General features: G+C 67.0%; 20 protein-coding genes. 8 read left to right on the forward strand and 12 right to left on the reverse strand.

Going from position 1 to position 19,981, the window contains the following annotated elements; translation table 11 throughout:
- The 10 genes from H0W38_RS02890 to mfd form a co-directional block, all read right to left on the reverse strand.
- On the reverse strand, positions 1 to 1,151 hold a 1,151-nt coding region (locus H0W38_RS02890; protein WP_292451047.1), incomplete at its 3' end, for an ABC transporter ATP-binding protein.
- Positions 1,148 to 1,975, reverse strand: coding sequence for an ABC transporter permease (locus tag H0W38_RS02895; RefSeq protein ID WP_292451049.1), 828 nt, complete (start codon positions 1,973 to 1,975; stop codon positions 1,148 to 1,150). The genes H0W38_RS02890 and H0W38_RS02895, both read right to left, overlap by 4 nt.
- A gap of 18 nt (positions 1,976 to 1,993) precedes the next feature.
- Positions 1,994 to 2,977, reverse strand: coding sequence for an ABC transporter permease (locus H0W38_RS02900; protein WP_292451051.1), 984 nt, complete (start codon positions 2,975 to 2,977; stop codon positions 1,994 to 1,996).
- A 20-nt stretch (positions 2,978 to 2,997) separates the two neighbouring features.
- Positions 2,998 to 4,611, reverse strand: a complete 1,614-nt coding sequence (locus H0W38_RS02905) for an ABC transporter substrate-binding protein (RefSeq protein WP_292451052.1) — start codon at positions 4,609 to 4,611, stop codon at positions 2,998 to 3,000.
- An 85-nt stretch (positions 4,612 to 4,696) separates the two neighbouring features.
- Positions 4,697 to 5,743 carry a D-cysteine desulfhydrase family protein gene (locus tag H0W38_RS02910; RefSeq protein ID WP_367161570.1) on the reverse strand — a complete coding sequence of 349 codons (1,047 nt, stop codon included), beginning with the start codon at positions 5,741 to 5,743 and terminating at the stop codon, positions 4,697 to 4,699.
- Entirely contained in the window at positions 5,661 to 6,578 is a 918-nt protein-coding gene (locus tag H0W38_RS02915) for a LysR substrate-binding domain-containing protein (RefSeq protein ID WP_292451053.1), read from the reverse strand. The genes H0W38_RS02910 and H0W38_RS02915 overlap by 83 nt, the downstream gene beginning before the upstream one ends.
- A 33-nt stretch (positions 6,579 to 6,611) precedes the next feature.
- The gene (gene serB, locus H0W38_RS02920; RefSeq protein WP_292451054.1) at positions 6,612 to 7,337 is read right to left on the reverse strand and encodes a phosphoserine phosphatase SerB; all 726 of its coding nucleotides are present in this window, start codon (positions 7,335 to 7,337) and stop codon (positions 6,612 to 6,614) included.
- Positions 7,338 to 7,360: 23 nt separating this feature from the next.
- Positions 7,361 to 7,657: a type II toxin-antitoxin system RelE/ParE family toxin gene (locus tag H0W38_RS02925; protein ID WP_292451055.1), complete on the reverse strand. Its 297-nt coding sequence runs from the start codon at positions 7,655 to 7,657 to the stop codon at positions 7,361 to 7,363.
- Between the two features lie 2 nt (positions 7,658 to 7,659).
- The gene (locus H0W38_RS02930) at positions 7,660 to 7,944 is read right to left on the reverse strand and encodes a ribbon-helix-helix protein, CopG family (RefSeq protein WP_292451057.1); all 285 of its coding nucleotides are present in this window, start codon (positions 7,942 to 7,944) and stop codon (positions 7,660 to 7,662) included.
- 211 nt (positions 7,945 to 8,155) lie between these two features.
- Entirely contained in the window at positions 8,156 to 11,686 is a 3,531-nt protein-coding gene (gene mfd / locus H0W38_RS02935) for a transcription-repair coupling factor (protein WP_292451058.1), read from the reverse strand.
- A gap of 197 nt (positions 11,687 to 11,883) precedes the next feature.
- On the opposite strand from mfd, the gene H0W38_RS02940 reads away from it, so the two are divergent.
- From H0W38_RS02940 to ispF, 4 genes are read left to right on the forward strand one after another with little or no spacing between them, the layout of a single operon-like run.
- Complete coding sequence (locus H0W38_RS02940) at positions 11,884 to 12,240, forward strand: type II toxin-antitoxin system Phd/YefM family antitoxin (RefSeq protein WP_292451060.1); 357 nt, start codon at positions 11,884 to 11,886, stop codon at positions 12,238 to 12,240.
- Positions 12,237 to 12,623, forward strand: coding sequence for a type II toxin-antitoxin system VapC family toxin (locus tag H0W38_RS02945; protein ID WP_292451061.1), 387 nt, complete (start codon positions 12,237 to 12,239; stop codon positions 12,621 to 12,623). Before H0W38_RS02940 ends, H0W38_RS02945 begins: the two co-directional genes overlap by 4 nt.
- Positions 12,624 to 12,628: 5 nt before the next feature.
- On the forward strand, positions 12,629 to 13,462 hold the full coding sequence (locus H0W38_RS02950) for a 2-C-methyl-D-erythritol 4-phosphate cytidylyltransferase (protein WP_292451062.1): 834 nt from the start codon (positions 12,629 to 12,631) through the stop codon (positions 13,460 to 13,462).
- Complete coding sequence (gene ispF / locus H0W38_RS02955) at positions 13,459 to 13,986, forward strand: 2-C-methyl-D-erythritol 2,4-cyclodiphosphate synthase (RefSeq protein ID WP_292451063.1); 528 nt, start codon at positions 13,459 to 13,461, stop codon at positions 13,984 to 13,986. Before H0W38_RS02950 ends, ispF begins: the two co-directional genes overlap by 4 nt.
- Before the next feature lie 10 nt (positions 13,987 to 13,996).
- On the opposite strand, the gene H0W38_RS02960 is transcribed toward ispF, so the two are convergent.
- Positions 13,997 to 15,451, reverse strand: a complete 1,455-nt coding sequence (locus H0W38_RS02960; protein ID WP_292451064.1) for a sensor histidine kinase — start codon at positions 15,449 to 15,451, stop codon at positions 13,997 to 13,999.
- 35 nt (positions 15,452 to 15,486) lie between these two features.
- On the reverse strand, positions 15,487 to 16,224 hold the full coding sequence (gene ompR, locus H0W38_RS02965; protein WP_292451065.1) for a two-component system response regulator OmpR: 738 nt from the start codon (positions 16,222 to 16,224) through the stop codon (positions 15,487 to 15,489).
- 322 nt (positions 16,225 to 16,546) lie between these two features.
- On the opposite strand from ompR, the gene H0W38_RS02970 reads away from it, so the two are divergent.
- The 4 genes from H0W38_RS02970 to H0W38_RS02985 all read left to right on the forward strand — a co-directional run bounded on the left by H0W38_RS02970 (position 16,547) and on the right by H0W38_RS02985 (position 19,555).
- On the forward strand, positions 16,547 to 17,263 hold the full coding sequence (locus tag H0W38_RS02970; RefSeq protein ID WP_292451066.1) for an SIMPL domain-containing protein: 717 nt from the start codon (positions 16,547 to 16,549) through the stop codon (positions 17,261 to 17,263).
- Between the two features lie 319 nt (positions 17,264 to 17,582).
- Complete coding sequence (locus tag H0W38_RS02975) at positions 17,583 to 18,101, forward strand: hypothetical protein (RefSeq protein ID WP_292451068.1); 519 nt, start codon at positions 17,583 to 17,585, stop codon at positions 18,099 to 18,101.
- A gap of 481 nt (positions 18,102 to 18,582) precedes the next feature.
- Positions 18,583 to 19,017 (forward strand): antitoxin Xre/MbcA/ParS toxin-binding domain-containing protein, encoded by a 435-nt coding sequence (locus H0W38_RS02980; RefSeq protein ID WP_292451070.1) that lies wholly within the window; start codon positions 18,583 to 18,585, stop codon positions 19,015 to 19,017.
- A complete protein-coding gene (locus tag H0W38_RS02985) occupies positions 19,001 to 19,555 on the forward strand; it encodes an RES family NAD+ phosphorylase (protein WP_367161571.1) in 555 nt (184 codons plus the stop codon). Before H0W38_RS02980 ends, H0W38_RS02985 begins: the two co-directional genes overlap by 17 nt.
- The last annotated feature ends 426 nt before the right edge of the window (positions 19,556 to 19,981 follow it).

Raw genomic sequence — 19,981 nt, forward strand, 5'->3', positions numbered from 1 at the left:
CGGCGCGGGTTGAGCGATCCGAAGGGATCCTGGAAGACCATCTGCATTCGCTTTCTCACCGGCCGCAGCGCACGCTGGCCGAGCGCGGCGATATCGATGCCCTCGACCATGATCTGCCCGCTGTCGGCTTCGATCAGGCGCGTGATGCAGCGCGCCGCGGTCGACTTGCCCGAGCCCGACTCGCCCACGATGCCGACCGTCTCGCCGCGGCGCACGCCGAAGCTGACCTCGACCAGGGCATCGACCCGGCGCGCCGAGCCGCCGAAGAAGCCGCCGCCCGATCGGTAGCTCTTGCTCAGCGCGTTGACGCCCAGCACCACCGGCTGGCCGGTGAAGTCGCGCTTGGGTCCGGGCATGAGGCTGGGCACGGCCGCCAAGAGCGAGCGCGTGTAGTCGGCCTGGGGGCGATTCAGCACCTCATCGGCCTGGCCCTGCTCGACCAGGCGGCCGTGCTGCATGACCGCGATGCGGTCGGCGATCTCGGCGACGACGCCGAAGTCGTGGGTGACGAAGATCACCCCCATGCCCTTCTTGCGCTGGATGTCGCGGATCAGCACGAGGATCTGCGCCTGGGTGGTGACGTCGAGCGCGGTGGTCGGCTCGTCGGCGATCAGGATGTCGGGCTCCAGGGCGAGCGCCATGGCGATCATCGCCCGCTGGCGCTGTCCGCCGGAGAGCTGGTGCGGATAGGCCGCAAGGATCTGCCGGGGTTCGGGGAGGTTCACCGCCGCGAGCATGTCGAGCGCCCGTGCCCGCCGCGCGGCGCGGTCGCCCGGCTGGTGGACCTCGAGCACTTCCTCGATCTGCGCACCGATGCACATCACCGGGTTCAGTGCCGTCATCGGCTCCTGGAAGATCATGGCGATGCGGTTGCCGCGCAGCTCGCGCATGCGCTGCTCCGTGGCCTGCAGCAAATCTTCGCCCTCGAACAGGATGCGCCCGGCGGTCGGCTGGACATGGCGCGAGGGGAACAGGCCCAGCACCGCGCGCGACATCACCGATTTGCCCGAACCGGACTCGCCCACCACGCACAGGATCTCGTTGCGAGAGAGCTCCAGACTCACTTCTTCCACCGCATGGCGGCGGTCGGCCAGCGCCGGCAGGCTGACGCTCAGGCCCTCGATGCGCAGCATGGGTCCGGCAGCACTCATAGCGAGCGAAGCCGTGGGTTGAGAGCGTCGTTCAGCCCGTCGCCGACGAGGTTGATCGCCATCACCGTGAGCAGGATCGCCACGCCCGGGGCGGCGCAGATCCACCACGCGGTGCGCAGCACCGTGCGTCCCGCTCCGATGATGTAGCCCCAGCTCATGGTGTTGGCATCGGACAGGCCGAGAAAGGACAGGCCCGACTCGATGAGGATGGCCGTGGCCACCATCAGCGAGCCAGTGACGATGATCGACGACAGCGTGTTGGGCAAGATGTGCAGCAGGATGATGCGGCTGTGGCCCATGCCCATCGACACGCAGGCCTGCACGAACTCGCGGTTGCGCATGGTCATGAACTCGCCGCGCACGAGGCGTGCCATCGGTGGCCAGGAGACAACCGATATCGCGAAGATCACGCTGCCGATGGAGGCGCCGAGCACGGCCACCAGCAGGATCGCGAAAAGAAAGAACGGGATGGTCTGAAACAACTCGGTGAAGCGCATCAGCAGGTTGTCCAGCCGCCCGCCGAAATACCCGGCCAGGCCGCCGATGGTGACGCCTACGGCGGTGGCGATGACGGTGGCCACGACGCCCACCAGCAAGGTCGTGCGGGCGCCGTAGAGCACGCCCGCGGCGAGGTCGCGGCCCAGCATGTCGGTCCCCAGCAAGTATTCGCCGAGCGGCGGCTGGAAGGGCGTGCCGACGATGCGGAAGGGGTCGCCGGGGTAGACCACCCCGGCCAGCGCCGCCGCCAGCAGCACTGCCAGCAAAAGGATCAGCCCGCAGACCGCGGGCTTGTGCCGGACGAAACGCAGGAGGCCGCTTTTCATGGATTCGGATTCGAGCCGTCAGCGCAGGTCGATGCGCGGGTCGAGCAGCGAGTACGCCACGTCGACGATGAGGTTCACGATGATCACCAGGCAAGTCGACACGAAGAAGATGCCCAGCAGCAGGTTCAGGTCGCGCGCGAAGAGCGACTCGTAGGCCAGCAAGCCGAGCCCCGGCCAAGCGAAAACGGTCTCCACCACCACGGAACCCCCGAGCAGCGCGCCCACCTGGACCCCGGCCATCGTGAGCACCGGCAGCACGGCGTTGCGCAGCACGTGGCGGCGCGCGATCTGGCGCTCGGTGAGCCCCTTGGCGCGCGCCGTCACCACGTAGTCCATGGAGAACTGCTCCAGGACCGAGGCACGCATGAGCCGCGTGTAGAGCGCGAGGTAGAACATGGTCAGCGTCACGGCCGGCAGCACGAGGTGATGGGCGATGTCGCGCACCTTCGCCGCGCCCTCGTGGAAGGCAGCCACCTGCTGCATGCCGCTGGTGGGGAACCAGCCCAGCTTGATGGAGAACAGCACGATGAGCATCAGGCCGGCCCAGAACACCGGCGTCGCGTAGGCGAGCACCGTGAGCATGGAGATGAGGTTGTCTTGCCAGCGGTTGAGCTTCCGCGCCGCGAAGCTGCCCAGCAGCACGCCCATGCCCACCGACAAGGCCAGCACCGTGACCATGAGCAGCAGGGTGGGCCACAGCCGCGACAGGATGAGCTCGGCCACCGTCATGCCGTGGCGGAACGAGTAGCCCAGGTCGAAGGTGACGATCTGCTTCATGTAGAGCAGCAGCTGCACACCCATCGGCTGGTCGAGCCCGAAGGTCTTGCGCAGCTGCGCCATGAACTCCGGCGTGGCCGATCCCGCCTCGCCGGCCAGCACGTCGGCGGCGTCGCCGGGTGCCAGCTGCAGGAGCAGGAAGTTCAGCGCAATGATGACCAGAACCGTCGGCACCGCCTGCGACAGGCGTCGCAGGGCATAAGACAAGCTCTTGGTCACGGCCACGGCACTGTCCCGCTGGGGCTCTACTTGGCGAGCCAGAGCTGGTCGAGGGACGAGTACAGGCCCAGCGGGCTGAGCGGGAAATTGCGGACCTTCTTGTTGTAGACGGTCACGAAGTCCAGCTCGTGCACGAACACGATCGGGCTGGCCTCGACCACCTTCTTCTGCAGCTCGTGGTAGAGCGCGGCGCGCTTCTTGGGGTCGATCTCGACGTTGGCCTTGTCCATCAGCTCGTCGGTTTCCTTCGAGCTCCAGCGCGTGCTGTTGACGAACACGGTGCCCGGCTTGATGGTGTTGGAGTGGTAAAGGCGGTGAACGCCGATGGACGGGTCGGCCAGGGTCTGGATCCAGTTGCTGGTGAGCTGGAAGTCGTAGTTGGTGTACACGCGGCGCAGCCAGCTCGGCACGTCTTCGTAGCGCAGCGTGACCTTGATGCCAATCTTGGCGAGCTGCTGCTGCACGACTTCGCCGTAGCGCCGCCATTCGTCGCCGTAGGGCGTCATGTCGTGAGTGATCTCGAAGCGCACGCCGTCCGGGCCGCGCTTCTTGCCGGCCTCGTCGAGCAGCTTGTTGGCCCGCTCCACGCCGTCGGGCACGTTGTAGTTCTTGACGTCGGTGGTGTAGAGGCCATTGGCCTTGAAGTTGGAGTTGATCGGCCCGGTGGCGGGGCGCCCGAAGCCGAACCAGACGTTGTCGATGATGAACTTGCGGTCGATGGCGTAGGCCACCGCCTGGCGCACCTTGACGTCGTCGAAGGGCGGCTTGGTGGTGTTGAAGTCGAGCTGCACGATCGGCGCCTGCATCTCGTAGCCCTTGGCGGTCACCTCGATGTGCGGCATGGCCTGCAGCCGCTTCACATCCACCGGCGGAATGGCGCTGAAGCCGCCCATGTGGATTTCCTGCGTCTCCATGGCGGCCGAGCGGGTGCCGGCATCGGCGATGAACCGGGCCACCAGGCGATCGAGGTGCGGCAGGCCCTTCTTGCGGTAATCGGGGTTGCGGTCGAAGCGGATGTACTGGCCTTTTTGCCATTCCACGAACTTGAACGGACCCGTCCCCACGGGAAGGTTGGCGTTGGGATGACGCGTGATGTCGCCGGTGCCGAACACGTGCTTCGGAATGATCGGTGACTCGTAGGAAGACATCGCCATCATCATGTAGGGCGCCGGCTCGCTGAGCCTGAACACGGCGGTCAGCGGATCCGGCGTTTCCACTGCCGTGACGGCACGGAAGGTGTTCACACCCCTCGGGTGCACCTTCTTCAGCACGTCCATCACGCTGAACTGCACGTCGGCGCTGGTGAAGGGCTTGCCGTCGTGGAACTTGACGTTCGGCTCCAGCTTGAAAGTCACCGTCATCCCGTCCGGGCTAACGGTCCATGACTGCGCGAGGCTCGGCATGGGCTTGAGCTGGAAGTCGTACTCGAGAAGCCCCTCGTAGACCTTCGTGGACACCTGCCCCACGGGGCCGGCGGTGCTTTGGTAAGCCGCGAGAGTCGGGGGCTCTGGTTGGACCGCGATCACGAGCGTGCCGCCCTTTTGCGGTTTGTCCTGAGCCAGTGCAGGCTGGGCCGCCGTCAACCACAGAGCGCCGGCCAGGATCACCAGGCTGCGAGGCAAGCAGTGCAAAGCTGTCATCGAGGTCCCCTTGTATGAAAGTGAAGCGAATCGAAGCGTACGGTGGTTCGGCGTCGCCCGCCACCCGGATAAACCGTCCGCCGTTTCAAGCGGCGGCCTGTGGGAAGGCCCACTGATAGCCGAACAACCCGGCCGAGCCGCCCGTGTGAACGAAGATGACATCCTCGTCCGGCTCGAAGCTGCCCGCGCGGACCATGGCAAGCAGGCCCGCCAGTCCCTTGCCGGTGTACACGGGATCCACCAGGATGCCTTCGGTACGGGCCAGCATCTGCACGGCCTCGACCATGGCGTCCGTCGGCACGCCGTAGCCGGCGCCGATGAAACGGTCGTCGGCGACCACCTTCGCGCGCGGCAGCGGCTGCTCGACGCCGAGTAAATCGAGCACTCGCAACGCAAGGTCGTGCACCCGCGTCTCCTGCACCTCGCGGCTGGCCCTGACGCCGATGCCCGTGACTGGCCAGTCCAGGCCCAAGGCGTGGATCCCGGCCAGCAACCCCGCCTGCGTTCCGGCGCTTCCGGTGGCGTGCACGAGGTGAGGCTTTCTCAAACCCATCGCCTCGCACTGGCGCTGCAGCTCGAGCACGCAATCGACATAACCGAGCGAACCCAGGGCATTGGATCCACCGCCCGGAATGAGATAGGGCTTGCCACCGCGCTCAAGTACCTTCGAAGCGAGTGACTCGAGCGCGGCATCCATCGCCGTTCCGCCCGGCACCCGGTGCAGCTTGATGCCGAACAGCTTGTCGAGAAAGACGTTGCCGGACTCCTGATACTCCTGCGGCGCGTCGTTCACCCTCTCTTCGAGGATCGCTTCGCATTGCAGCCCCGCAAAGGCGGCCGCTGCAGCCGTCTGGCGGACATGGTTGGACTGGACGGCGCCGCAGGTCAGCCCAGCCGGACACGCGGGAAGTCTTCCAGAGTCATGGCGGATCCGGCGCTCAGGCGCCAGCGGCTGCTGTCTGGCGTGGACGATAGGGGCGGCGCTGTGCCGCTGTCTAATGACTTCCCGGCCGACTCTATGCACGGCACTCATAGATGCGTGCCGGAGTTCATTCGGGCACCTCCTCGGCGAGACGCCGTGCGCATTCCCACAGACCTTGCAGCCGTCCGGACAGCAGCGTTCGCTCGGCATACACCCGGACCTTCAAGGGCACGTCGAGGACGGCAGGTCCTGCGCGGACAAGCCGCTTGCTGTTCAGATCATCGGCCACAAGGCTGCCCGGCAGCCACGCGACGCCCAGTCCCTCCAGCGCCGTGGCACGCAGCGCTTCGACGAGGGCGCTTTCGAAGACCGGGTGGACGTCGAGCGCGGGCTCCGACGCATCGAGTGCCAGCGCTGCCACCCGACCCAAAAACGCGTCGGCGCTGTAGCTGAGCCACGGGACGGTCCCGGTCGAACCGGGCCGCACGGCGTGCATCGGGCGGCCGTCCGCCGCCGCTTTGGAGACAGGCGTCAGCGTGTCCTTGGCCAGCATGAGAGAGGGGTAGCGAGCGGGTTCGAGCTGCAGCGGCAGACCGGGGTGCGTGTAGCAGACAAGGAGATCGACGTTGCCCTCTTCGAGGTCGCGCACGCAGTCGTGCAGGTTGTCCGCTCGCACCTGGACCAGGAGGTCGTCCTTGGCGAGCGGCAACGTCGCCAGCCACCGCGCGAGGAATCCGCTCGCCAGCGAATGCTGGATGGCGATTCGCAGCAGCCGACGGTCGGCCCGGGCTGCCTGCCGCAATTCCTGCCTCGTGTTGAGCAGCGAGGCCGTGGCTTCGCGCGCGGCATCGCGAAACGTTTTTCCCGCTGCAGTGAGGCGCGTGGGATAGGAAGAGCGGTCGATCAACGCAACGCCGACCCACTGTTCGAGCGCCTTGATGCGGCGGCTGAACGCGGATTGCGTTACGTGGCGTTCGATCGCCGACTGCGAGAAGCTGCCCGTGCGCGCCACGCTCAAGAAGTCTTCGAGCCATTTGGCTTCCATGTGCCTGTCCCTGCTTGTCCCGAGCGCCGAGGGCTACTCGGTCAACTCGAGCAGCCTCGCCAGCCCCCCTTCGTCGATCGAGACCATCGCCTGGTCCCGGACCGCCGGCTTCGCGTGGTACGCCACGCTCAAGCCCGCCGCGCCCATCATCGGCAGATCGTTGGCGCCGTCGCCCACGGCGATCGCCTGTTGCGAGCTGATCCCCAGCTGCTCGCAGGTCTGCAGCAGCATGCGCCGCTTCTCCGCGCCGTCGCAGATGTCGCCCCAAGGCTGGTCCACCATGCGGCCGGTGAGTCGCTCGTCGGCGCCGCGGCCTTCGACCTCCAGTACGTTGCTGCGCGTGTCGTCGAGCTGCAGCCGGTTGCGGATGCGGTCGGTGAAGAAGGTGAAGCCGCCGGAGACGAGCAGCGTCTTCAGGCCCGCGGCCTGGCAGGCACGCACCAGCGTTTCGGCGCCGGGGTTGAGCTGCAGGCGCTGTTCGTACACCTCGTGCAGGGCCGAAACCGGCACGCCCTTCAGCAGCGCGACGCGCTGGCGCAGGCTGGCCTTGTAGTCGGCGATCTCGCCGCGCATCGCCGCCTCGGTGATGGCCGCCACCTCGGCCTTGCGGCCTGCTGCGTCGGCGATTTCATCGACGCATTCGATGTTGATCAAGGTCGAATCCATGTCGAAGGCGATGAGCTTGAAGTCGGCCAGGCGCAGCGGCGGCGTCAAGCCGCGCAGGGTGAGGCCGGGGGCGAACTGTCGCGGGGTGCTCATGTGTTCGTTCTGTGGAAGCGGCGTCATGGCCGTGCGTAGCCGGCTTCGCTCTGGCTTCGTATGGCGAGGATGAAGACGGTATCGAGTTCCGGTACGTAGCGGTACAAGGCTACGTAGCCGCGCGAGCGGCGCCCGATGACGAGTTCGCGGTGGCTGGTGCCCGCAGGCCGGCCGATCAGCGGATTGCGTACGAGCACGTCGGTGGCGGCAATGATGTCCTGGATGCGCGAGGGCGCGTTCTCGACGTCATGCCGTGCCAGATGATCGAAGATGCGGTCGAAGTCTTCTGTCACCTGCGTGGCGAACTCGATGCGAGCCACTCTCAGCGGGCCAACTTTCTGGCCTTGGGGCGCGCCGGCTTTTTGCCGGCAATGCGACCTTCCAGATACCTGCGCATTTCGCTCCAGGGAATGGCGCGACCGGAAGCGACAATCTCCGCGTAGCGCCTGTCGGCGGTGTCATGAAAGTCGGCACGGCGTTCTTCCTGCTCCGCCTTCTCTGCGATGGCCTCGAGGATGAAGCCATGCGTCGAGGTGCCCGCGCGCTCGGCCGCGGTGGCGATGCGGGCCTTCAGGTCATCCGGCAGACGAATCGTGGTGGTGGACATCTTTTGCTCCTTCGGAACTCTGAATGTAGCACTCAAGTGCTACTTAGAGCCTGAGAGTCTTTCGCTCATGCCCGCTCATCACGCCATGAGTCGCCTGCCCGTCGTTGCAAATGCTCGCCATAGCCCGAGCTATGGCTGCGCTTTGCGCTGGCTCAGCCGCCTTATGGCGCGCTGCTCGGGCACGCCCGAAAAGCTCTCAGTCTCTGAGCTCTCAAGCCGCCTGCGCCACCTTCGGCGTTCCCAGCGACCTCAATACATCCCGCACGAACTGCGCCCGCAACGCCGGCTCCGGCAGCGCTTTTTCGATGCGCAACTTGTCGTTGCCGGCCAGCTTGATGTGGCGGTCCTTCTGCACCAGCTCGATGATGCGCAGCGCGTCGATCGGCGGGTTGGGGCGGAAGGTGATGCTCATGGCCTGCGGACCGGCGTCGATCTTCTGCACGCCGTAGGCCTTGGCCTGCACGCGCAGGCGGTGGGTGTCGAAGAGGGTCTGCGCCTGCGGCGGCAGCTTGCCGAAACGATCGACGATTTCTTCCAGCATGGCGTCGATCTTGTCGAGCTTGTCGGCTGTTGCCAGGCGCTTGTAGAGCGAGAGCCGCACGTGCACGTCGCCGCAGTAGCTGTCGGGCAGCAGGGCGGGGGCGTGCAGGTTGATCTCGGTCGTGACGTTGAGCGGGCTCAGCAGATCGGGCTCTCGGCCGGCCTTGAGCTCGCGCACGGCCAAAGCCAGCATGTCGTTGTAGAGCTGAAAGCCCACCTCCATCATGTTGCCGCTCTGGTTCTCGCCCAGCACCTCGCCGGCGCCGCGGATCTCGAGGTCGTGCATGGCGAGGTAGAAGCCGGAACCGAGCTCTTCCATATCCTGGATGGCCTGCAGGCGCTGTGCTGCTTGCTTGGTCAGGCCCTCCACGTCGGGCACCATCAGGTAGGCATAGGCTTGGTGGTGCGAGCGGCCGACGCGGCCCCGGAGCTGGTGCAGTTGCGCCAGGCCGAACTTGTCGGCGCGGCTCATCACGATGGTGTTGGCGGTGGGCACGTCGATGCCCGTTTCGATGATGGTGGAGCACAGCAGCAGGTTGTGCTTCTGTGCGACGAACTCGCGCATCACGCGTTCCAGTTCGCGCTCGGGCATCTGCCCGTGGGCCACGGCGATGCGCGCTTCGGGTAGGAGTTCTTCGAGCCGCTGGCGCCGGTTTTGGATCGTCTCTACCTCGTTGTGCAGAAAGTAGACCTGCCCGCCGCGCTTCAACTCGCGCAGCACCGCCTCGCGGATGGTGCCGTTGGACTCGCCGCGCACGAAGGTCTTGATCGCCAGGCGGCGCTGCGGCGCGGTGGCGATGACGCTCAAGTCGCGCAGGCCTTCGAGCGCCATGCCCAGGGTGCGCGGGATCGGCGTGGCGGTGAGCGTGAGTACATCGACCTCGGCGCGCAGCGCCTTCATCGCTTCCTTGTGGCGCACGCCGAAGCGGTGTTCCTCGTCGATGATCAGGAGGCCCAGGTTGGCAAACTTCGTGTCCTGGCTCAGGAGTTTGTGCGTCCCGATCACGATGTCGATGGTGCCGTCGGCCAGGCCCGCGAGTGCCGCCTTGATCTCCTTGGCCGAGCGAAAGCGGCTCATCTCGGCCACCTTGACCGGCCACTTGGCGAAGCGGTCTGAAATGTTCGCGTAGTGCTGCTCGGCCAGCAGCGTGGTCGGCGCGAGCAGGGCGACCTGCTTGCCGCCGGTCACGGCCACGAAGGCGGCGCGCAGGGCCACTTCGGTCTTGCCGAAGCCGACGTCGCCGCACACCAGCCGGTCCATCGGCCGCGGCGAGACCATGTCCTGGATCACGGCATGGATGGCGGCGCGCTGGTCGGGTGTTTCCTCGAAGCCGAAGCTGGCGGCGAAGGCCTCGTAGTCCTGCGGCGCGAAGCGGAAGGCGAAACCTTCGCGCGCGGCGCGGCGGGCGTAGAGGTTGAGCAGCTCGGCGGCGGTGTCGCGCACCTGCTCGGCGGCCTTGCGCTTGGCCTTGTCCCACTGGGCCGAGCCCAGGCGGTGCAGCGGCGCTTCTTCTGCGCTCACGCCGGTGTAGCGGCTGATGAGCTGCAGCTGCGCCACCGGCACATAGAGCGTGGCCTTGTCGGCGTACTCGAGATGCAGGAACTCGGTGTCGCCTTCGCCGAGGTCGATGTGGATCAGGCCCACGTATCGGCCGATACCGTGGTTGGCATGCACGACAGGGTCGCCGGGCTTGAGCTCGGACAGGTCCTTGATCAGCGCATCGACGTCGCTGGTCTGCTCCTGCTTGCGGCGGCGGCGCTGCGTAGGGGCGGCGTCGAAGAGCTCGGTCTCGGTGATGAGCTGGATCGCCGGCTCGCCCTCGCCGCGTTGCCAGTGGAAGCCAGCGGCCAGCGGTGCGACGGTGATGGCGTAGGGGTGGTCGCTGGCCTCGAAAGCGGCGAGCGACTCCACCGGAGGCGGCTCGAGTTTGTGATCGCGCAGCAACTCCAGCACGCTCTCGCGGCGGCCTTGGCTTTCGGCGACCAGCAGCACGCGAGTGCCGCTCTTGGCGGTGTTCTCGAGGTGCTGCTCGAGCTTGCGGAGAGGATCCTGGGTGGCGCGCTCGATGGCGAGGTCGGGCAGGGGGCGGGCCCATGCAGTGTCTTGCTCCCTCGCCCCCGAAAGGGGAGGGCGTTGGGGTGAGGGGGAGGCCGGCGAGTGCTCGACAACCGGACCGCGCAAGGACAACTGCGCAAGCTGATTGCACCGCGTGAAAAACTCCTCCGGCGGCAGATAGATCGCCGCCGGCGGCAGGAGCGGGCGCTCCGGGTCGTGCTGCAGAAAGCGATGCCGCTCCCGCGTCTCGGTCCAGAACTTCTGCAACGCCTCGTCTACCTCGCCATGCAGCACCACTTGCGCTTCGGCGCCGAAGTAGTCGAACACCGTCGCCGTCTCGTCGAAGAACAGCGGCAGGTAGAACTCGATGCCTGCCGTAGCGATGCCCGCGCCGATGTCCTTGTAGATGCGCGAGCGCGTCGGGTCGCCCTCGACCCGTTCGCGCCAGCGCGCGCGAAAGGCGGTGCGCGCAGCCTCGTCCATCGGAAACTCGCGCCCTGGGAGCAGCCGCACCTCGGGCACCGGGTACAGGCTGCGTTGGCTATCGGGATCGAAGGTGCGGATGGAATCGACTTCGTCATCGAACAGGTCAACACGGAAGGGCACGGGCGAGCCCATCGGGAACAAGTCGATCAGCCCGCCGCGCACCGCGTATTCGCCCGGCGAGACGACCTGGCTCACGTGCTGGTAGCCGGCCAGCGTGAGCTGCGCTTTCAGGCCGGCTTCATCGAGCTTTTGCTTCTGCGCGAACTGGAAGGTGTACGCGGCCAGAAAACCGGGCGGCGCCAGGCGCACGAGTGCGGTGGTGGCCGGCATGAGCACCACGTCCACCTCGCCCTGGCCCTGCGCATGAAGAACGCGCCACAGCGTGGCCAGCCGCTCGGAGATCAGATCCTGGTGCGGCGAAAAATTGTCGTAGGGCAGCGTCTCCCAGTCGGGGAAGACGGTAATGCGCAACTCCGGCGCGAAGAAGGCCAGCTCGTCCTGCAGCCGCTGGGTGTCGGCCGGCTCGGCGGTGACGATGGCAGTGAGCTGCCGAGCCGCCTTGCGGGCCTGCGCAAAGCGCGCGAGCAACAGCGCATCGGCCGAGCCGACGGGACGGGGCAGGGTGTAGCGCTTGCCGGGGGCGAGGGAAGGAAGCTGCATCGAAAAACGGGCAATGAAGAACGCTCGCGCGGGCGACCACGGAGCGTTGCGCGATTGTAGGCAGCCGCCTGCTTCCGCAGGGGCGACAGGCGTGGCACGCGATCCCGTTCGATGCGCGCCTTGGCTTGCAGCACGTTGCGCCAGCCTCGCGCGCCGTGGCGTTAGACTTGTACATGTTCTTGTCCGGAGCAGCGTCCATGCACAGCCCCAACATCCACGAGGTCCGAGAGAACCTGGCCGAGTACGTCGCCGCGGCCGAGCGCGGCGAGGAGGTGCTGATCTGCCGGCGCAACCAGCCGGTGGCCAAGCTGGTCGCACTGGGGCCGCAGCGCTCGAGCCGGCCGAGGCCGCTGGGCCGCGCGCCTGACGCCGGCGAACCGTTGCCGGATTGCTTTTTCGAGGCGCTGCCCGCGGAGTTGCTGGCTGCGCTGACCGGCACAGTGGGCGCGGTCGATCCGCTGGTCGCGGCCGGCTCCGTTGAATCGACACCGGCGGCCTCGCGCGCGAAGGCGCCTGCCGCCTGCGCGTCGCGCCGGCCAAGAGCGCGCCGATGAGGCTGCTGCTCGACACCTGCAGCTTTCTCTGGGCAGTTCGCGGCGATGCACTGTTTAGCGCCGAGGCGGCCGCCTTGTTCCGCGATCCGGCCAACGAGGTGTATCTCTCCGCCGTGTCGGCCTGGGAGATCGCGGTGAAGCACCAACTCGGCAAACTGCCGCTGGCCGAGCCGCCCTCGCGCTACGTGCCGCGCGAGCGCCAGCGCCACGGCATCGAGCCGCTGCCTCTGAGCGAGGCCGATACCTTGCTGCTTGACAGACTGCCCGCTGTGCACACCGATCCCTTCGACCGTCTGCTCGTCTGTCAGGCGGTCCAGCACGGCATGACCTTGCTCACGCCCGACCCGATGATTCACCGCTACCCGGTGCCCGTGGCATGGTGAGCGCAATGAACAAAGCCGGGTTCTCTTCAGCGTGCTGCTATGCATTGGTGCCATGCGCCGGTGCTGGCACTCGCGCCAGCGCCCACCAGCCCAAGCAGTACGTGCCTATCGCCGGACGCGCCGTGGTGGCGCACACCCTTGCCGCGCTCGACCGCGTGCGCCGCCTGACCGCCACGCTGGTCGTGCTGGCGCCACAGGACCAGCGCTTCGAGCTCGAGGTGCCGGGCTGGGGGCAAGACAATGCTCTTGAGGCGCATACGGCGAGCCGGTCGAGCGGCCCCGTCTTGAAAGCCGGAGTGCGCACCGCAGGCGACGTCCCTGGAGCGCAGCGCCAGTGGGCCGTGCGCTGCGGCGGCACCACGCGTGCCGCAAGCGTGGCGAACGGCCTGGCGACCTTGATCGAACGCGGCGCGCTGCCCGAGGACTGGGTGCTCGTCCACGATGCCGCACGCTGCCTGGTGCAGCCCGCCGACATCGAGCGCCTGATCGCCGCCTGCGAGTTCGACGCGGTCGGCGGCCTGCTTGCGCTGCCGCTGGCCGACACGCTCAAGCGCGAGGCCGTCGCAGTGCCGGATCCGACAAGCGGTGCGGGTGCGAGCCGCGCAGCGGCCACCCTTGATCGCCGCGGCCTGTGGCAGGCGCAGACGCCGCAGATGTTTCGCATCGGCCGCCTGCGCGAGGCGCTGTCCGCGGCCGGCGATCAGGTCACCGACGAGGCCAGCGCGATCGAGGCGCTGGGCGATGCGCCGCTGCTCGTGCCGGGCATGCTGGAAAATTTCAAACTCACCTGGCCGGCGGATTTCGCGCTGGCCGAACGCCTGTTGAGGACGCGCGCATGAACCCGATCGACATCCGCATCGGCGAGGGCTGGGACACCCACGCCCTGGTGCCCGGCCGCAAGCTCGTCCTCGGCGGCGTCGAGATCGCGCACAGCCACGGCCTGGCCGGGCATTCCGATGCCGACGCGCTGCTGCACGCCATCACCGACGCGCTGCTCGGCGCGGCGGCGCTGGGCGACATCGGCCGTCATTTCCCGGACACCGATGCGCGCTTCAGGGGCGCCGATTCGCGCGTGCTGCTGGCCGAGGCGCTTGCGCGCGTGCAGGCGGCCGGCTGGCACATCGGCAATCTCGACGCCACGATCGTCGCGCAGGCGCCGAAGATGGCGCCGCACATTCCTGCAATGGTCGAGTGCATCGCCGCAACGCTGGGCGTGGCGCCGGGTCAGGTCAACGTGAAGGCGAAGACGGCCGAGAAGATGGGGCCGGTGGGCCGCAGCGAATCCATCGAGGCACGCGCCGTGTGTCTGCTGGTGCGCGGGCCGGCGCTCACCTCAACCCTCTCCCAGGGGGAGAGGGCGTAAGTGCAGACCGTTATGGCGCCTTCTTCAGCCGGATGTGCGCCAGCAATCCGCCGTCGCTCGCATTGGCCAGCTCGAAGCTGCCCCCCATGCGCTGCACAGCCTTCTCCACGATCGCCAGTCCCAGCCCGGCGCCCGTCGCGGCCGTGCGCGCAGCGTCGCCGCGGAAGAAGGGCGTGGTGAGCTGCTTGAGCTTCTCGGGCGCCACGCCAGGCCCGTGGTCGCGCACGCTCAGCACCACCCACGGCCCCGTGCGGGCGTAGCTCACCTGCACCCAGGCCACGCCGGTGTCGTTGCTGCGGCCGTAGCGGCGCGCGTTCTCGAACAGGTTCGCGAGCACGCGGCCGAGTTCGGTATCGTCGGCCATGACCCTGGTGTCGATGGCCACGCGCGACTCGATGCGGATCTGCGTCGGGTCGCGGAAGGCCGCACTCTCGCGGTCGACGATGCTCGACAGATGCACCGGCACCAGCCTGACTTCGCCCGGCCGCGCGTAATCCATGAACTTGTCGATGATGGCGTCGAGCTGGTCGATGTCGGCCGCCATGTAGCGCTTGGCCTCCTCGTCCACCACGCTCATCTCGGTTTCCAGGCGCATGCGCGCCAGCGGTGTGCGCAGGTCGTGGCTGATGCCGGCCAGCATCACCGCACGGTCTTCCTCCACCTTGGCCAGCTCGCGCGCCATGCGGTTGAAGCCCATGTTGACTTCGCGAATCTCGCTGGTCATGGTGTGCTCGTCGAGGCGCGAGTCGTACTCGCCGTCGCGGATGCGGCTGGCGGCGAAGGAGAGCTGCTTGAGCGGCTGGTTGATCAGCCCGGCAATGGCCGCAGAGCCGAACACCGTGGCCAAAAGCGCGATGCTGGTCCACACGAAGTAGGTGCTGCTGGCCACCGGCGCCACGCGCTTCGGATCGGCCTGCAGCCAGTACCGGTCGGTCTCGATGTTGAAGCCCACCCACAGGCCCGGCACCTTGTTGACGCTGCTCGCCACCACCGTTTCGGGCCCGAGCCGTGTGCGCAACTCGTGGCCGACGGCACGGCTGAAGCGGTCGATTTCGAAGGGCTCGAAGCGGTCTTTCGCTTCGCGCGGCAGGATCTTCACGGCTTCCTGGTCGCTCATGTCCTTGACCAGGGTCACGCGGTTGATCGCATCGGAGTAGCGCAGGGCCGCGCGCGACAGGTTCACCAGGCTGGCGATCTGCTGCGCCGCCTGCACCGCTCGCGGCTCGAACTCGAGCGCCCGGAAGGTCTGCAGCCACGCAAAGATTCCGCCGCCGAGCAGCACCGCCAGCAGGATGAAGGTGCGCCAGAACAGGCTCAGCGCGATGCGCGGCAGCTGCAGCCGCGGGGTACTCGAGGGCCGAAGCGGACGGGTGGTCCCCCCGACGGTGCGCGAACCGCGGCGCCCGCGTTCATCGCGGGCGGCTCGCCCTGAAGCCCGAGTGCTGCCCGTTTCCGACTCAACCATGACCACGCAAGCTCAAACCCGGCCCATTCATCCACTCACGCGGTGCCGTCCGGCACGAACACATAGCCTACGCCCCACACCGTCTGGATGTAGCGCGGCTGGGCGGGGTCGGGCTCGATCATCTTGCGCAGGCGCGAGATCTGCACGTCCAGGCTGCGGTCAAAAGGTTCGAACTCGCGGCCGCGGGCCAGCTGTGCGAGCTTGTCGCGCGACAACGGCTGGCGCGGGTGGCGCACCAGCGCCTTGAGCATGGAGAACTCGCCGGTGGTCAGCGCCATCTGCTCGCCGTCCTTGGTCAGGCGGCGCAGTGCCAGATCGAACTCGAAGGGGCCGAAGCTGACCGTCTGCGCCTCCTTGGCCGGCGCGCCGGGGGCTTCGAGTTGCGGGCGGCGGCGCAGCACGGCATGGATGCGTGCCAGCAGCTCGCGCGGGTTGAAGGGCTTGGGAAGGTAGTCGTCGGCGCCGACCTCCAGGCCGACAATGCGGTCCACGTCCTCGACCTTGGCCGTCAGCATGATGATCGGCGTGGTGTCGTTATTGGCGCGCAGGCGCCGGCAGATCGACAGGCCATCCTCGCCGGGAAGCATGAGGTCGAGGACGATCAGGTCGATGGTGTCGCGCGTCATCACACGGTTCAGAGCCTTGGCATCCTCGGCCAGCAGTACCTCGAAGCCTTCTTGCGTCAGGTAGCGCCGCAACAGGTCGCGGATGCGGGCGTCGTCGTCGACCACGCATACGCGATCGGCCCGCTGGTGGTTGTTGGAGGCGTTCATCTAAACCTTTCCTGCATTTGTAACAACGGCATTGTGAGCAGCGGAAGAGGGGCAAAAAGAGCAGGATGACCCTCTGTTACAACTATTGCGCCAGCCTGTGGAAAGCGTCATGGATCGCTCTCGTTCCGGCCACGCGAGCCGCTTCTTCAACCGGGCAGGGACGTTCCGAAGCGTGGCCAACTGCAGGCCCGCCGATGATGTTTGCATTGCTCCGGCCAAGCTTGCATTGCATTGAGCGATGATCCTGCGCCGCTCGCTTGCGCGCCGCGGGCACTGGCCGCGGCGACGCCTCCGGATCGACTTTCTTGCTCGAAAGGCTCTCATGGACTTTCTTCGATTTCCGGCCCTTGCCCTGCTCGCGGCGACTGCTGCCGTGTGCGGCGCCGCCGCCGCCGCGGAGGCCACTCCCCGTGAGCACCTGCTCAACTTCAGCGCGAGCGCCCGCCTGGAGGTCGAGCAGGATCTGCTGGGCATCACGTTGGCCGTCACGCGCGAGGGCAGCAATGCGGCGGCCGTGCAGGCGCAGCTCAAGCAGGTGCTCGATGCGGCGCTCTCAGAGACCAGGCCGTCCGCAAAGGCGGGCGCCATGGAAGTGCGCACCGGCAATTTTTCGCTTTACCCGCGCCACGACAAGAACGGCCGCATCGACGGCTGGCAGGGCCGTGCCGAACTGGTGCTCGAGGGCAAGGACACGGAGCGCGTCGCTGCCGCCGCAGTCCGGCTGGCGGGCATGAACGTCACAAGCGTGGGCTACAGCCTTTCGCCCGAACTGACCGACAAGCACGAAGCCAGCGTCACCGCAGAGGCGATACGACAGTACCGCGCCCGCGCCACAGAGTTGGCCCGGCAGTTCGGCTACAGCGGCTACACGCTCGGCGAAGTGTCGGTGCACAGCAGCCAGCAGGACGGCAACCCGCGCCCGGTGATGTACCGCGCGCAGAAAGCCGACATGGCAATGGCTGAAGCGCCCGTGCCGACCGAGCCCGGCAAGGGCGTGATCAGCGCCACGGTGAGCGGGAGCGTGCGCTTGACGAACTGAAGCGTGCGCAAGGCAAGCGTTATCCCGCCCCCGACTTGGTTGTTTGCGGTACAGACAGGCAGAGTTCGCCGCTCTAAAGTTCACGTCAGACGGCGGTGTGGCGAACTTGCTTTTTCATCCACATCGGGCAGACCGGCAATGTCGTGCTGGCGCCGTCACCATATTTCACGCTTCAAGCGCAAAAGGGCCGGGTTCGTCACCCGGCCTTTTTGCGTTGTGCGGGCACATCGCTTGCCACTTAGGTGTCTACCCAGGCCGGCGCCGCTGCGAGCGCAACGCGCAAACCCGGCGGGTTGGTCATTCACTTAGGAGATAACCGATGAAGACGATTCGCACCAAACTCGTTACCACGACCGCAGCCGCCGCCTTGTTCGCGGCCTTCGGGATCGCGCAGGCCCAGACCGGCGTCGCCGACACCAATGCGCCGCCGGCAGGAACCGGCACAGGGGCTGGCGTGGGCACCACGGACAAAGGCGTCGGTCCCGGCGGCGGCGGCACGGGCACACCCACCCGAACCGACACGGGCGCTGCAGGTGGCGCGATGGACAACAGCAGCACCCCCTCTAGTAGCGGCGCCGGCAACATGGGCGCAGGCTCGGGCACTGCCGCTCCTGGAATGGGGACGGACACGAACGCGCCACCGGGAGGCACGGGCGGCGCCGGCACGGGTGTCGGCACCACGGACCGCGGCATCGGCCCGGGTGCGGGCGGCACCGGGACCGCGACCGGCGCTGGCGCAGGCAGCACCGGCGGTGGTACGCCCAGCGGCACGATGGACAGCGGCGCCACGTCTGTCGACGGCACGATGAACCGGGCGCCTCGCTCCGACCGCAACTGATAGGGAGCTCCCGGCACGCTGTGCGGAGCCGCCCCGGTGGCGGCCTGCCAGTACGCCAGGGATGACGGCACGTGGCTGATAGCGATCGCACGTGCCGTTCGCGTTGCAGTAGCGTTTCCACGGGGACAATGCCAGCCCCGGGTCCGTCCCCCCTGACCCTGGTGCTCGGCAGTTGCACACGAGGTGCACTGCTGCCGCTATCGATCTCCCCCACCGACTTCCTGTGCACGAAAACAAGCCACTGCATCGACAACAGGCCGCGTGGCGACTCAATGTTGCCCCGATGATGACTGGACGCTGTGTTCTGCATTCACGCGCGATTCAGAGGGGTCTGTAGCAGTTCTGTAGCACGAGGCTCAAAGCTGCTTGGAACCACCGCCCTCGGCCGGAACCGACGGCGCCGGGCCGGTTCCTGGCCGTTGACCCCAAGCTGCCATTCTTTCATCTGATAGACTCCAACCTATCAATTGGGAGCCAGTTCATGTACGCAGCCGCCGTCGAACCGAGCAAGATCGCCCAGGTGCTGGGCCTGCGCCGCAAGGTCACCTCCATCGAGCAATTGGATCAACAGGTCGAATCGGGCCTGCCCAAGGCCTCGCTCGGCGCCGTGGCGCGCCATGTGTATGGCACCTCACCCGATGCGGTGGCCCTGATGCAGCGGGTCATCCCGTCGGCCACGTTCCACCGGCGGGGCGAGGATCTGAAGCCGCAGGAAGGAGAGCGGGTGGAGCGTCTGGCGCGCGTGATCGCCACCGCAGAACATGTGTGGAACGACGTCGACGACGCGCGGACTTTCCTGTCCACCGGCCACGCCATGTTGGGCGGCAAGCGGCCGATCGAGGTGGCGCTGACGGAACTCGGTGCCCGTCGCGTCGAGAACCTGCTCTGGTCGCTGTTCCATGGCGTCGCCGCGTAAGGTTGCGGTCCGGGCGAGATCGAAAGCAGAGGCCGGCAAGCAGATCCAGGCCTGGCAGGCGTGGCGCATTGCCGATGGGCGCTTCGACCCGTTCAGTGCCGTCGGTGCATCGCTGGTAGGTGGCCGCTGGAATTCGCCAGTGCTCGGTGTCATCTATGCCAGCCGCTCCTATGCTGGTGCGATGCTCGAATGCTTGGCCCACGCCGGCATCGGTCGGGTGCCGCGCACCCATGTAGCAGTCGAGATCGCCATCGCAGAGGCGGTCGCCGTCGAGCGGCGCGACGAGAGCGGTTTGCCCGCTGGTTGGGACCATGCGGATCTGCGGGTCGCCAAGGCCTTTGGCGACGCCTGGATCCGGGAGCGGAGAACAGCAGTGCTGGTCGTTCCCTCGGTCGTGGCACGCAGGGAAGGGAACGTCCTCATCAACCCACAGCATCCCGACTTCACAGGCATTGTTGCCAGCAAACCGGAGTCGGTAGTCTGGGATGCTCGGCTCTTCGCACCGCACGGAGTTCTGGGCTCATCGTTGAAGGGGTAGGGCGCTTGAGACAGAGCTGAGACGCTGCCCAGAGTTCATCACTTGCCTTGCCATGAAGCCGCTCTTCGTGGCGGGCTCTTGACGGCGACAAGCCGTCGCTCACGACCGTCCGGTTCAGACGCCTGGATCAGCGCCTCGCATTTGCTTCTGGATTTCGAACAAATCGCTGACACTTTGATATGCGCGCCAGGAAGTTGCGCCCTTAAGGGCAATAGCGGCACGCCGCTCGGTTTGAGACCGTGAAGTACCACAGTCTCGATGAAAGTTACCAGTCGCGGCTCATGGAAAACTTGCTCAAAGCTAGTGCAGTGCGCCGCTCTGTTCTGTACTTATCCAACGATGGCGGCAAGTGCCGTCTTGGCGCGCGTGACCTTGGCCAGGATGTCGGACGCGCGTGCGGTCCAGATGAACGGCTTGGGATCGATG

Origin of the sequence: Methylibium sp. (assembly GCF_013817365.1) — a bacterium.
In the GTDB taxonomy this organism is placed as follows: domain Bacteria; phylum Pseudomonadota; class Gammaproteobacteria; order Burkholderiales; family Burkholderiaceae_C; genus Methylibium.